General features: G+C 70.7%; 12 protein-coding genes. 6 read left to right on the forward strand and 6 right to left on the reverse strand.

What is annotated here, in order from left to right; translation table 11 throughout:
- Positions 1–42 precede the first annotated feature (42 nt).
- The 3 genes from NKI68_RS21135 to NKI68_RS21145 all read left to right on the forward strand — a co-directional run bounded on the left by NKI68_RS21135 (position 43) and on the right by NKI68_RS21145 (position 3236).
- Positions 43–999 (forward strand): nucleoside hydrolase, encoded by a 957-nt coding sequence (locus NKI68_RS21135; RefSeq protein WP_254546730.1) that lies wholly within the window; start codon positions 43–45, stop codon positions 997–999.
- Positions 996–1190: a XapX domain-containing protein gene (locus NKI68_RS21140; RefSeq protein WP_254546731.1), complete on the forward strand. Its 195-nt coding sequence runs from the start codon at positions 996–998 to the stop codon at positions 1188–1190. The genes NKI68_RS21135 and NKI68_RS21140 overlap by 4 nt, the downstream gene beginning before the upstream one ends.
- Positions 1191–2087: 897 nt before the next feature.
- Positions 2088–3236 (forward strand): MBL fold metallo-hydrolase, encoded by a 1149-nt coding sequence (locus NKI68_RS21145; protein ID WP_254546732.1) that lies wholly within the window; start codon positions 2088–2090, stop codon positions 3234–3236.
- Positions 3237–3316: 80 nt separating this feature from the next.
- Here the strand turns inward: NKI68_RS21145 and NKI68_RS21150 are convergent, their stop codons facing one another.
- Entirely contained in the window at positions 3317–3562 is a 246-nt protein-coding gene (locus NKI68_RS21150) for a ribbon-helix-helix domain-containing protein (RefSeq protein WP_254546733.1), read from the reverse strand.
- A gap of 375 nt (positions 3563–3937) precedes the next feature.
- Between NKI68_RS21150 and NKI68_RS21155 the strand changes: the two genes are divergently transcribed.
- Complete coding sequence (locus tag NKI68_RS21155; protein WP_254546734.1) at positions 3938–5161, forward strand: MFS transporter; 1224 nt, start codon at positions 3938–3940, stop codon at positions 5159–5161.
- 27 nt (positions 5162–5188) lie between these two features.
- Here the strand turns inward: NKI68_RS21155 and NKI68_RS21160 are convergent, their stop codons facing one another.
- From NKI68_RS21160 to NKI68_RS21180, 5 genes are all read right to left on the reverse strand, one after another.
- Positions 5189–6436: a CaiB/BaiF CoA transferase family protein gene (locus NKI68_RS21160; protein WP_254546735.1), complete on the reverse strand. Its 1248-nt coding sequence runs from the start codon at positions 6434–6436 to the stop codon at positions 5189–5191.
- Between the two features lie 198 nt (positions 6437–6634).
- Positions 6635–7825: an iron-containing alcohol dehydrogenase gene (locus NKI68_RS21165; RefSeq protein WP_254546736.1), complete on the reverse strand. Its 1191-nt coding sequence runs from the start codon at positions 7823–7825 to the stop codon at positions 6635–6637.
- On the reverse strand, positions 7822–8163 hold the full coding sequence (locus tag NKI68_RS21170; protein ID WP_254546737.1) for a cupin domain-containing protein: 342 nt from the start codon (positions 8161–8163) through the stop codon (positions 7822–7824). The genes NKI68_RS21165 and NKI68_RS21170 overlap by 4 nt, the downstream gene beginning before the upstream one ends.
- A gap of 41 nt (positions 8164–8204) precedes the next feature.
- Positions 8205–9422, reverse strand: coding sequence for a CaiB/BaiF CoA transferase family protein (locus NKI68_RS21175; protein WP_254546738.1), 1218 nt, complete (start codon positions 9420–9422; stop codon positions 8205–8207).
- A 1-nt stretch (position 9423) separates the two neighbouring features.
- Positions 9424–10206: an enoyl-CoA hydratase/isomerase family protein gene (locus NKI68_RS21180; RefSeq protein ID WP_254546739.1), complete on the reverse strand. Its 783-nt coding sequence runs from the start codon at positions 10204–10206 to the stop codon at positions 9424–9426.
- A 63-nt stretch (positions 10207–10269) separates the two neighbouring features.
- Between NKI68_RS21180 and NKI68_RS21185 the strand changes: the two genes are divergently transcribed.
- Positions 10270–11460, forward strand: coding sequence for a CaiB/BaiF CoA transferase family protein (locus NKI68_RS21185; RefSeq protein WP_254546740.1), 1191 nt, complete (start codon positions 10270–10272; stop codon positions 11458–11460).
- 25 nt (positions 11461–11485) lie between these two features.
- Complete coding sequence (locus tag NKI68_RS21190) at positions 11486–12622, forward strand: mandelate racemase/muconate lactonizing enzyme family protein (protein WP_254546741.1); 1137 nt, start codon at positions 11486–11488, stop codon at positions 12620–12622.
- Positions 12623–12702: the final 80 nt, after the last annotated feature.

Below are 12702 nucleotides of genomic sequence, written 5' to 3' on the forward strand. Positions count from 1 at the left end.
AAAGTTTTATTAGACGGGCCGATAGTTCTCCGCGTACTACTCATGGGTACGAAGCTCCTGCTCGACGTGGATCCCGGCTGCGACGACGCGATCGCGCTCTTCCTCGCGCTGGCGGCCGACGACGTCGACGTCGTCGGCGTGACGACCGTGATGGGGAACACGACGCTCGAGAACACGACGCGGAACACGCTCTCGCTACTGGAGTTCGTCGATCGGACGGACGTCCCGGTCGCGGCGGGTGCCGCCCGCCCGCTCGCCCAGGAGCTAACGACCGCGGAGCACGTGCACGGTCCCGGCGGCTTGCCCGAACGAGTTCGCGCGGCGGTCCCCGAAAGCGACGTAACCGTCGTCGACGCGCACGCGGCGGCGTTCATCGTCGAGCAGGCGCACGAGTACGGCGAAGAACTCACGATCGCCGCCGTCGGCCCCCAGACGAACCTCGCGCTCGCGCTCGCGCTCGAACCCGCGTTGCCCGACCTCGTCGGCGACATCTACGCGATGGGCGGGGCGCTGAAGACGACGGGGAACGTGACGCCCCAGGCCTCGTTCAACTTCTACGTCGACGCCGCAGCCGCCAGCCGCGTCGTCCAGGAGGCGGCTCCCAAGGTGGTCGGCCTCGACGTCACGGAGCACGTCTACGTCTCGACCGACGAGATCCGTCGGCTGGCGGAGGAACCCGAACCCCTCGCGACGATGGCGAAGATCCTCGAGTTCAGCGTCGAGGAGGTCCGCTCGAAGTTCGGCCACGACGGCGGGCTCGCGAGCGACGCCGTCGTGCTCACGGACGTCATCGCGGGGGCGCTCGAGTTCGAGGACGCGTACGTCGAGATCGACACGAGCGGCGGGCCCTCGAACGGCGCGACCGTCTACGACGAACACGGCGTCTACGGCGAGGACCCGAACTGTCAGGTGGCCCTCGGGGTCGACGGGGACGCGTACGAAGAGACCGTGGTCCGCCTCCTGGAGACGTACGGCGGGCGGTCCGCGCGCTCGCTATGAACGCGGCCGTCGTCGCGCTCGCCTTCGTCGCCGGACTCGCCACCGGCGCGCTGTTCAAGTTCCTGCAGGTCCCGATCCCCGCGCCGCCGACTCTGTCGGGCGTCGTCGGCATCCTCGGCATCTACGCGGGCTATCTGCTCGTCGAGTGGCTCGGCGTCGGCGTCGACCTCCTCGACGCGCTCGGACTCTGAGATCACCGCGACCGAACGGTAAATAACGTCAAAACTATTCGCTCGAATAGGTCGCGATCGACGATGGCGCGTCCCGACGAGCGTGGTCCGGACGGACCGGCCGCGACACCGCTCGAACGGAGCGCCGTCCGCCGTCCGCCGTCCGCCGTCCGTTATCGTCGGCCGGAACCGGCCGGCGGCCTCGGTCCCGTTTTCCGTCGGAGGGTCGTGCGACACACCGCACCACGTCGACTCCGTCGGGAGTGAGGAGGGTACGCACTCGAGACACTCGCTCGTCACCGTGTCCGCGCGTTCACTCGGTGTCGGGGGGGCCGTCGCCGCCGAACACGCCACGCACGCCACTCTCCGTACCCTTCGGCGATCACCTCCGGCATACGTCGGGTGACTAATACGTTCGACCGTCAATCCGCGAGACGCCCCGGGTGAGCGCCGGTCGACGATGCGGTTCGTGACGTCCCGTATTTCGTGTAGTTACTTTCGATTACTACCGCCCTCGTGACGAGTCCGACGGCGGTAGCAGGTCCGAATCGGTTCCCGGTACCTCCCGACCCTCGCCCTCGACCGAGAGTCCCCGGACGTAGTCCGCGAAACGCGACCCGCGGCGTCCCGTCGTTTCCGAAGCGGGACCGGGTATTGCGTTCGCGTTCGAAACCCGCACCGTCCCTTCGTTCCTGTCCGACCGCCGGTTTCCCCCGTCTCGGCGCGCGTCGGTAGTCTTGTGCCGTCTTTCGAATATCACCCACAACATATGAGAGGCGGGACGCTCTACTCCTCGACACGATGATCGAGAGGCGAACCGACGCGAACCGCGGGCGACCGGCGACGGACGCGAGGCGCGAACGGACACGGCAAGCCGGCCGTAGATACGGCCCCCGGACGTACGCGGAGTGAACGACGATGGTGAAGAACGTCACTGCGGCCGAACTCGCGGAGAAGGTCGACGCCGACGAGCGGTTCACGCTGATCGATACCCGCCCCGCGGACAGCTTCGAGGCGTGGCACGTCCGGGGCGCGGAGAACGTCCCGTACGACCCGCGCGAGGGGGCGAGCGAGGAGCGACTGAACGAGGTCGACGCGCGCGTCGACGACGGGCCGATCGTCGTCATCTGCGGCAAGGGGTTGACCTCGACGCCGTTCGGGTTCGAACTCGACGAGCGCGGCTACGACGACGTGTCGGTCGTCACCGGCGGCATGGAGGCGTGGAGCAAGCTCTACGAGGTCGTCCCCGTCGAGACCGCGAACGACGACCTCGTCGTCCGGCAGGTCCAGCGTCGGGCGAAGGGCTGTCTCGGCTACGTCGTCGGCTCGAGGCGGACGGGGGAAGCGGTCGTGGTCGACGCGACCCGGCAGACCGATCGGTTCAAGGTCGCCGCGCAGGACGCGGCGCTGTCGATCGCCGGCGTCCTCGACACCCACGTCCACGCCGATCACGTCTCGGGCGGTCCGGCGCTCGCGGCGGCGGTCGGCGTTCCCTACCGGCTGGGCGAACGCGCGCGCGAGCGGGACGTCCAGTACGAGTACGGGCCGCTGTCGGACGGCGAGATCGTCGAAGTCGGCGGCGTCGAGATCGAGGTGCTCCACGCGCCCGGCCACACGACGGAGATGGTGAACTACCTCGTCGACGGCGAGGTGCTCCTGACGGGCGACACGCTGTTCGTCGACTCGGTGGGACGAACGGAACTCCAGTTCGGCGAGGACGACGCCTCCCGCGGGGCCGAACTGCTGTACGGGTCGCTCCACGAGACTGTCCTCGAACTGCCGGACGAGACCCGTATCCTGCCCGGCCACGTCACGGTCACGAGCGACGGCCGCTACGAGAACGGCTCCCCCGGCGAACCGATCGTCGCCCGCCTCGGCGACCTGCGCGCGGACCTCGACCTCCTGGGGCTCGACCGCGAGGCGTTCGTCGAGCGGCTGACGGAGAACGCGCCCGAGAAGCCGCCGAACTACGAAACGGTCGTCGCGATCAACACCGGGCGGGAGACCGTCGACGACGAGGGCGAGGCGACCGAACTCGAACTCGGCCCGAACAACTGCGCGGCGTGAACTCGCGACGTTCGGCCAGGTTCAAGTCAAAAGTATTATCTCGATCTTTTCTGCCTCGACCCCGGCGATCGTCGCGATCGTCAGAAGGTGTATCCGTCGTCGCGCTGGTCGTCCAGCTGCGCCGGGTCCTGCTGGTCGTCGACCGCCCTGGTGAACAGCTCCTCCCCCACCTCCTGCGTGGAGTCCTCCGGGACGTCGTACGCGGACACCCCCATCGTCAGGAGTTCCTCGATCGCCTGCTCCCGGTTCAGGAAGTCGCCCTGGTCCACGAGGCGGTCGAGTTGGCTGTCGATCTGGTCCGGAACCGTCACTTCGAACGTGGGCATACTCGCTCGATACTGCCTCCACGAGCGTAAAAGCTGGGTTCGAGTCGCACACGCCGGTGGGGCAACGCGCAGTCCGTGACCGGAAGAGGGCGGCCACGCCGCCCTCCGCCTCGGAAACGCGCTCCCGCAGCGTCGGTCGTCTCGCCGAGAGGTTCGTCGTCGCGTTTCACCGATCGCCGGCCACGGCGCACCCCCGACTTCGTCCAAAATTCCGAGTAATTACTTCTACTTTAATTTGAGGAGGACGGACGCCGCCCGACGTTCGCGTCGGAGCGATCCCGTCGACCCGCGCGGCCGGCCCGCCCGTCGCCGGTGTACCAACACTTACGGCGGCCGACTGTTATGGGTGACCATGGCACGAACGGAGGCGTCCCCGTGAACTCGAACGATCGCGCGATAACCGGCTTCACGATGCTCGCCCACGCGCTGTTTCACACCTACGAGCTGTCGATCCCGGTGTTCGTCGTCGCGTGGCTCGACGCCTTTTCCGTGACTCCGGCGACCATGGGGCTGGTGGTCGGTGCCGGTTACGCGCTCGTCGGCGTCGGTGCCCTCCCGAGCGGCGTGTTCTCGGATCGCTTCGAGTCTCGGCGGCTCATCGTCGGCGCGTTGCTCGGGATGGCCGCAGGGTTCGCCGCGCTCTCGGTCGCGCCCAACGTCTACGTCGTCGCGCTCGCGCTCGCGCTCTGGGGCGCGGCGGCGAGCGTCTACCATCCGGCGGGCCTCGCGTTGCTGAGTCGGGGGACGACGGAGCGGGGCGCGGCGTTCGCCTACCACGGGGCCGCGGGCAACGTCGGCACCGTCGTGGGACCGCTGCTCGCCGCCGTCGGTCTCGCCGTCCTCGACTGGCGCGTCGTCACGGGGTTGTTCGTCCTGCCGGCGCTCCTCGGCGCGGCGATGGCGCTCCGCCTCGACTTCGACGAGACCGCCGCGATCGAGGACGGCGCTCGCGCCGACGGCGGCGCGGCCGCGGAGCGGGAGATCACCTCGCTCGGCGACCTCCGGCGGGAGTCGCGCGCCCTGTTCACGGGCTCGTTCCTCCTCGTCTTCGCGGTCATCATGTGCTACGGCCTCTACTACCGGGGCGTCCTGACGTTCCTTCCGGACATCCTCGGCGGCCTGCGGACGTTCTCGCCCGCCACGGTGTTCGGGACGACCGTCCAGCCCGGACAGTACGTCTACGCGGGGCTCCTGCTGGTGGGCGTCGCCGGCCAGTACGTCGGCGGACGGCTCACCGACTCCTTCGACACCGTCCGCGTCCTGGTGATCACGTTCGCCGCGCTCGCGGTCAGTTCGCTCCTCTTCCTCCCGGCGGCGGCCGCCGGCGTCCTGCCCCTCCTCGCGGTCTGCGTCCTCCTGGGCTTTCTCATCTACGTCGTCGCGCCCGTCTACCAGGCGACGGTGGCCGACCACGTCCACGCGGACGTGCGCGGGCTCTCCTACGGCTACACCTACCTGGGGATGTTCGGCGTCGGCGCGGGCGGCGCGGCCCTCGCGGGTGCGGTGCTCACCTGGGCGGGCACCGGCGCGCTGTTCGTCGTCCTCGCGGGGATCGTGCTCCTGGCCGCGGGCCTCGGCATCGCCCTCCTGCGCCGCTAGGGTGTTCGGTTCGCGTCCGTCCGTCGCTCACCGATCCGGGATGGCCCCGCTCTCGCGCAGCGTCTCGATGTCGTCCACGCCGTAGCCGAGGCGACGGAGGACGGCCTCCGTGTCCTCGCCGAGGAGCGGCGGTGCCCCCTCGAAGCCCGATTCGGCGCGCTCGAAGTTCAGCGGGTGTTCGAGCACGTCGATCTCCCCGACCGCGGGGTGGTCCATCGTCGTGACGACGCCGCGGGCCTCGGTCTGCTCGTTGGTGAGCGCCTCGTCGACGTCGTACACCGGGCCGACGGGCAACCCCGCCTCGTCGGCGAGTCGCTCGACCCACTCGTCGGTCGTCCGCCGACGGAACACCGCCGACAGCTCCGCTTCAAGCTCCTCCATGTGTTCGACGCGGTCCGCGTTCGTCGCGAATCGCGGGTCGTCCGCGAGTTCCGGCCGGCCGACGCCCTCGCAGAGGCCGCGCCAGAGCTTCTGGTTCGCACAGCCCACGTTGAGGTAGCCGTCCGCCGTGGGGTACGCCTGGTAGGGCGCGAGCACGGGGTCTTTCGTCCCCATGCGTCGGGTCTCCTCGCCGACGAACGCCTTCGCGGCCTGCTTGGTCAACCAGGGGAGGGCGGCGTCGTGCATCCCGAGTTCGACGCGGTCGCCCTCCCCGGTGAGTTCGCGACGGAACAGCGCGCCCACGACGCCGAACGCCGCCCACATCGCGGTGACGAGGTCCGTCTGCGGGAGCCCCACCTTCACGGGGTCGCCGCCCTCGGTGCCGGTGACGCTCATGATGCCGCTGGTCCCCTGGACGAGGAGGTCGTACCCGGGGCGGTCGCTCCACGGCCCCGTCTCGCCGAACGCGGAGATGGAGCAGTAGACGACGTCCTCGTTCACCTCGCGGACGTCGTCGTACCCGACCCCGAGGCGTTCGGCCGTCCCCGGTCGGAAGTTCTCGACGAAGACGTCGGCCACCTCGATCAGGTCGTAGAGCGCCGCGAGCCCCTCCGCGGTCTTCAGGTCGAACTCGACCGACTGCTTCCCGTAGTTGACCGTCCAGAAGTAGGGCGACTCGCCGTTCGCGTCGGCGACCGTCCCCGGGCCGTCGTAGTCCTCGGCCGGGACGAACGGCGGACCCGAGTGCCGGCTGTCGTCGCCCGCGCCGGGGCGTTCGACCTTGATCACTTCCGCGCCCTGGTTGGCCAGCATCGCGGTGGCGAAGCCACCGGTGACGAACGTCGAGAGGTCCACGACGGTGATCCCGTCGAGGATTCGAGACGACTCTGCCATGACGTTCGGTCGCGGCGAACTAGTAAAGGTCTTGCCCTCCGACGGCCCCGCGAACGCCGGATCGCGGTCGCTCCTGGGCCACCCGGGGCTCCGCGCTCCGCGACCGACGGGCCGTCGACCGGCGGTGGAACCGGCGACCGGTGGCGGAACCGTCGACTGGCGGTGGACCCCTCGAGCGACGAGGGGGATCCGAGGCGGTCAGTCGAGGCGACCGTCGAGGACGTCGCGGACGTCAGCCGCGACCGTCCGCGGGTTCGTCGGGAGGCGGCGTCGCTGCACGAGCGTGTTCTCGACCATCGCGTCCGCGTCGTCGGCGTCGAGTCCGACGGCCTCGAACGATCCCGGAAGCCCGAGCGCCCCGCGGAGCCGGTCGCACTCCTCGAGCAGCGCGCGGGCCGCCTCCGGGTCCGTCGCGTCGGCGCGCGCAACGCCCAGGTGCCGGGCGACCGCCGCGTACTCGGCTTCGCGGACGGGGAGGTTGTACTCGAGCCCCGGGCGGAGCGAGACGGCCAGACACTCCCCGTGCGGTCGGCCGGTCATGCCGCCGACGGTGCTCGCGAGCGCGTGCACCGCCCCGAGACCGGAATTCGAGAAGGCGACGCCGGCGAGGTGCGACCCGAGCGCCATCGCCCGGCGCGCGTCGCGGTCGTCCCCGGCGTACGTCGCGCGTTCGAGGTGGCCGTGGACGAGCCCCAGCGCCCGCCGCGCGAGCGGCCGGGCGAACGGGTTCGCCCCCTGGTACGTGATGGGGCGCTGGGGCACCCACCGGTAGTCCCTCGCCGTCAGCGACTCCAGCGCGTGGACGAACGCGTCCAGCCCCGAGCGTGCGGTCACCCCCCGGGGGAGGTCGAACGTCAACGCGGGGTCGACGACGCCGACGTCCGGTCGGAGGTGCTCGTCGCTGATCCCCCGCTTGACGCCGTCGTGGGCGACGACGGCCGTCTGCGTCGCCTGCGAACCGGTGCCGCTCGTGGTCGGCACGGCGACGAGCGGGGCGGTGGGTCCCGGGACGGCGTCCACGCCCAGGTACTCGTCCGCGGTCCCCCCGTGGGAGAGCAGGAGCGCGGCGACCTTCCCGGCGTCGAGGCACGACCCCCCGCCGACGGCGACGACGCCGTCCACGTCGGCCGACGGCAGGTCGTCGAAGTCCGCCGTCGAGGGTTCCGTCGCCGCGCGGTAGTGGACGACGGGCCGATCGACCGCGGCGAGGGCGGTCTCGAGGACGCCGGCCGCCGCGACCCCGTCGTCGCTCACGACGAGCGGCCGGTCGACGCCGAACCGGTCGAGGATCGACGGCAACCGCTCGACGATCCCGTCGCCGAACGCCGTCTCCGGGACGTCGACGGTCAGGTGCGCGCCCGACACCGGCCCGCGATCGTCCCCCGTCACGGCCGTCGCTCCGCGTAGGCGTTCACCGGGGGCGTGAACGCGCAGACCTGTCGCGTCTCGGGCGCGACGCCGCGGATACCGTGTCGCACCCCGGGTCCGACGACGAAGCTGTCGCCCGTCTCCAGGAGCGCCTCCCGGTCGCCGAACAGTTCGATCGCGCCGTCGATCACGAAGACCGCCTGGTGGGCCTCCTCGTGTTCGTGTTCGGGGAACTCCGCGCCCTCCTCTACGGTGTAGTGGACGAGCATCTGCGCCCCGTCGTGTGCCAGCACCCGCCGCTCGATCCCCTCGTACGCCGTCTCCGCTCTGTGTGGGTCGTCCCACTCGACGATCTCCATACCCCCCCACTCGGAGTACGGGATCAATAGGCTGTCGACTGTCAGCGGTTCGCAGGGTTCGATCCCTGCGGGCCGAACGCGCCGCCCTCGCGCCACTGGTCGAGCGTGGTCTGGTCGTCGGCCACGGCGGCGAACACCTCGTCGGTGTGCTCGCCGAGGCGGGGGGTCGGTCTGCGGATCGCCGTCTCGTAGTCGGGGAAGTGGACCGGGTGGCCCGGCAGGATCACCTCGCCCCCGTCGGGGTCCTCGTGGCGGCGGACGAGGCCGCGGGCCGCGGACTGCTCGCTCTCGACCACGTCCGCCACGTCGTTGAGCGGGCCGTTCGGGAACCCGTACTCGGTGAGCCGCTCCAGCCAGTAGGCGGTCGGCTCGCTCGCGAACTCCTCGGCGATGACGCCGACGACGCGCTCCTCGTGGGCGACGCGGTCGGCGTTCGTCGGGTACTCGCGTAACTCCTCGCGGCCGAGCAGGTCGACGAAGTCGTCCCAGCGCTCGTCGGAGGGGACGCCCGTCACGACGTAGTCGTCCGCCGTCTCGAACAACTGGTAGGGGACGATCGACTGGTGGGTCGTCCCCTGGGGTCCCGGCACCTCGCCGGTCATCGAGTGGAAGGTGAGGTACTCGTTCATGATCGAGACGATGGCGTCGTAGAGGCCGACGTCGAACTTGCCGACGAAGTCGTCGGAGCCGTCGACGCGCCCGCGCTCGTGGAGGCGCGCGAGGACGGCGATGGTGGCGAACATCCCGGCCGTGAGGTCGCCGATGGCCTGCCCGACCTTCACCGGATCGCCCCCCGCCGGGCCGGTGACGCTCATGATCCCGCCCTCGGCCTGCAGGATCAGGTCCAACCCCTTCTTCTCGCGGTGGGGCCCCGTCTCGCCGTAGCCCTTGATGCTCGCGTAGACGATCTCCTCGTTCACCTCGCGGACGGCCTCGTAGCCGACGCCCAGTTTCTCCGCCACGCCGTACCCGAAGTTCTCGACGAACACGTCTGCGTCCGCGAGGAGCGCGAGCGCCGCCTCGGTCCCCGCCTCGGACTTGAGGTCGAGTTCGACCGAGCGCTTGTTGCGGTTGTTCGCCATGAAGTACCCCGACTTCCCCTCGGGACCGGGGCCCTGCACCCGCGCCGGGTCGCCGACGTCCGGGCGTTCGACCTTGATCACGTCCGCGCCGAGGTCGGCGAGGAGCGCGCCGCAGAACGGGCCGGCGCGGTGGACGGTCATCTCGACGACGGTCAGATCGGAGAGCGGTCCCGACATGCTATCCCTCGTTGAACTCGTCGACCAGCCGTTCGCGCTCCCCGGTGGCGAACTGCTCCCACCAGATCTCCTCCTCGACGGCGCGCGCCGTCTCCAGGTCGGGCGAGCCAACGCTCTCGTTGATCGCCCGCTTCGAGTTCTTCACCGCCAGCCGACCGGTATCCTGGATCGCGCCGATCACGTCGTCGACCGCGGCGTCCAGCCGCTCGCGCGGGACGACCCGGTTGACGAGACCGATCCGGTGGGCCTCCGCTGCGTCCACCATGCCGGCGGTGAACACCAACTCCTTGGCCTTCGCCTCGCCGACGAGTTCCACGGCCCGGTAGGTCGACCCGCCCGTGGGGATCTGGCCGATGTTGGCCGTCGGGACGCCGAACTTCGCGCCCTCGACGGCGATCCGGAGGTCGCAGTACATCGCCAGGATGAGGCCGCCCCCGACGCAGTAGCCGTTGATCTTCGCGATCACGGGCGCGTGGAGGTCGTACGGCTTCCGGTAGATGTCGTAGAAGAGGTTCTGGCGGTCCCGCTGTCTCGGGTCGTGTTCCTCGCTGGGGCCGGCGTACTGAGCGATGTCCGCCCCCGCGGAGAAGGCGTCCTCGCCCTCGCCGGTGACGACGACGGCGTCGACCGACCGGTCGAGCTGGAGTTCGTCGAACGCCCGGGAGAGGTCGAGCATGACCTCGGTGCTCAGGGCGTTGTACACCTCCGGGCGGTGGAACTCGATCGTCGCCACCCCCTCTCTCACGTCGACCGTGATGCTCTCGTACGCGCTGTAATCGACCATGGCCGTGATACTCAAGCACGGTAGAAAGAGTTTTGCCCCGCGGCACGGCAGATCCCCCACTCGATGACCGAACACTCGCACGAACCCCTCGCCGGAGTCCGCGTCGTGGACTGTACGCAGATGCTCTCGGGTCCCTTCGCGTCCCAGTTGCTCGCCGACCTCGGCGCGGACGTGATCAAGGTCGAACGCCCGGGGACGGGCGACATCACCCGCGCCATCGAGCCGACGGTCGGCGACTCCGACGTGACGGGCTACTTCGCCGCGCTCAACCGGGGGAAGCGCTCGGTCGAACTCGATCTGGGGAGCGACGAGGGAGCGGCGGCGCTCGCCGCGCTCGCGGCGTCGGCCGACGTGCTCGTGGAGAACTTCCGGCCCGGGACGATGGAGGAGTGGGGACTCGGCTCCGAGACGCTCCGCGCGGCGAACCCCGAACTCGTCTACTGCTCGATCTCCGGCTTCCTGCCGGGGCCCTACCGCGACCGCCCGGCGTTCGACATGGTCGTCCAGGCGCTCGGCGGGAGCATGAGCGTCACCGGCGACGCGGACGGCCCGCCCGCGCGCCCCGGCATCCCGATCGGCGACATCTGCGCCGGGATGTACGCCGTCGTCGCCGTCGTCACGGCGCTCTACGCCCGCGACGAGCGGGGCGGCCAGCACGTCGAGGTCCCCATGTTCGAGGGGCTCGTCTCGTGGCTGACCGAGCGCGCGGGCCGCACCTTCGCGACCGGCGAACCCTACCCCCGGATGGGGACGGCCCACCCCTCGCTCGCCCCCTACCGCGTCTTCCCCGCCGCCGAGGGATCGATCGCCCTCGCCGTCGGCAGCGAGGGGACGTGGCGCGCCTGCTGTGCGGCCGTCGACCGCCCCGACCTCGCGGCCGATCCACGCTTCGAGACGAACGCCGACCGCGTCGAGCACCGCGAGGAACTCGCCGCGGAACTCGCGCCCGCCTTGGCGGAGCGGACCGCAGAGGAGTGGTTCGAGACCTTCGGCGAGCACGGCGTCCCCGCCGCGCCCGTCAAGGACACGGTCGAGGTGTTCGAGGACCCCCACCTGCGGTCGAGCGGCACGCTCTCCGACCTCGAGATCGGCGGCGTCGACCTCCCGTTCGTCGAATTCCCCGTCACGTTCTCCGCGAGCGAGACGGGCGGGGCGCGCGCCCCGCCCGCGCTCGGCGAGCACACCCGCGAGGTGCTCGCCGAGGTCCTCCCCGACGGCTCGGGGGAACCGTCCGACGCAGAGGGCAACCGTTAACACGGCCCCCGATAACGAGTGGCGTATGTACGTCGAGCAGGTCGAGGCGATCCCGCTCCGCCGGGACCTCGACGAGCGGTTCGCGAACGCGCAGAAGTGGATCGACAGCCGCGAGTACTGCCTCGTCCGGATCACCGCGGACGACGGGTCGGTCGGCTGGGGCGAGTGCTGGGGGCCGGTAGCCGGCAACCGCGAGATCGTAGAGCGCACCGTCGGGCCGTGGCTGACCGGTCGCGATCCGCGCGACGTGGAGGCGATCCACGACGAACTGATCGTCCGGCTCCGCTCCTCGTACCACTCGTACGTCCCGGCGAGCGTGGTGAGCGGCGTCGACATCGCGCTCTGGGACCTCTACGGGAAGGCGCTCGGCGAGCCGATCTCGCGGCTGCTCGGCGGGCGCGAGCGCGAGCGCGTCCGGGCGTACGCGACGGGGCACTTCTGGGGCGACGTGGACTCGTTCGACGACCTCCGCGACGCCGTCGTGGCCGAGGCGACGGGGCACGTCGAGGCCGGCTTCGACGCGCTGAAGAACAAGATCGGGCTGGCGCGCCACTTCCCGTGGGGGCCCGAGGAGGACGTCGCGCTCGTCCGCGCCATCCGCGAGGCCGTCGGCGACGACGTTCGCCTGATGACGGACGCGAACCACGCCTACGACGTCGCAGACGCCCGTCGAGTTGGCCGCGCGCTCGCGGATCTCGACGTCCACTTCTTCGAGGAGCCGATCCCGCCGGCGGGGATCGAGCGCTACGCGCGCCTCAACGATCAGCTCGCGGTCCCGCTCGCCGGCGGGGAGTGCTGGGCGTTCCGGGACGAGTTCGACCGCGTGCTCGACGCCGGCGCGGTCGACTACGTCCAGCCCGACGTGACCAGCGCGGGCGGCGTCACCTCGACGCGCCGCGTCGCCACGATGGCCGAGGCCGCGGACGTCCAGTGTCTCCCGCACGTCTTCGGCAGCGCCGTCGCGCTCGCCGCCAGCCTCCAGGTGCTCGCGACGATCCGCGGCGACCCGATGCTGGAGTTCGACCGGACGCCGAACCCCATCCGCGAGGGGCTCGCCGTCGATCCGATCACCAACGACGGCAACTCGGTGCCGATCCCGGACGCGCCCGGCCTGGGCATCGAGGTCGACGAGGAGACCCTCGCTGCGTTCCGCCTCGACTGACGGCGTCGCGGCGGCCCTCGACCCTCTATCGAACCGCGCGCCCACTCTACCTAACCGCGCGTCATCCTACACGCTTTTTA

The sequence above is a fragment of the Halomarina pelagica genome (genome assembly GCF_024228315.1).
Taxonomy (GTDB): Archaea; Halobacteriota; Halobacteria; order Halobacteriales; family Haloarculaceae; genus Halomarina; species Halomarina pelagica.

What these genes read in the sequence shown, in the direction of transcription:
- NKI68_RS21190 (WP_254546741.1), top strand. Translation starts at nt 11,486, where the DNA reads ATGTACGTCGAGCAGGTCGAGGCGATCCCGCTCCGCCGGGACCTCGAC.
- NKI68_RS21185 (WP_254546740.1), top strand. Translation starts at nt 10,270, where the DNA reads ATGACCGAACACTCGCACGAACCCCTCGCCGGAGTCCGCGTCGTGGAC.
- NKI68_RS21160 (WP_254546735.1), bottom strand. Translation starts at nt 6,436, where the DNA reads ATGGCAGAGTCGTCTCGAATCCTCGACGGGATCACCGTCGTGGACCTC.
- NKI68_RS21135 (WP_254546730.1), top strand. Translation starts at nt 43, where the DNA reads ATGGGTACGAAGCTCCTGCTCGACGTGGATCCCGGCTGCGACGACGCG.
- NKI68_RS21150 (WP_254546733.1), bottom strand. Translation starts at nt 3,562, where the DNA reads ATGCCCACGTTCGAAGTGACGGTTCCGGACCAGATCGACAGCCAACTC.
- NKI68_RS21180 (WP_254546739.1), bottom strand. Translation starts at nt 10,206, where the DNA reads ATGGTCGATTACAGCGCGTACGAGAGCATCACGGTCGACGTGAGAGAG.
- NKI68_RS21145 (WP_254546732.1), top strand. Translation starts at nt 2,088, where the DNA reads ATGGTGAAGAACGTCACTGCGGCCGAACTCGCGGAGAAGGTCGACGCC.
- NKI68_RS21140 (WP_254546731.1), top strand. Translation starts at nt 996, where the DNA reads ATGAACGCGGCCGTCGTCGCGCTCGCCTTCGTCGCCGGACTCGCCACC.
- NKI68_RS21175 (WP_254546738.1), bottom strand. Translation starts at nt 9,422, where the DNA reads ATGTCGGGACCGCTCTCCGATCTGACCGTCGTCGAGATGACCGTCCAC.
- NKI68_RS21170 (WP_254546737.1), bottom strand. Translation starts at nt 8,163, where the DNA reads ATGGAGATCGTCGAGTGGGACGACCCACACAGAGCGGAGACGGCGTAC.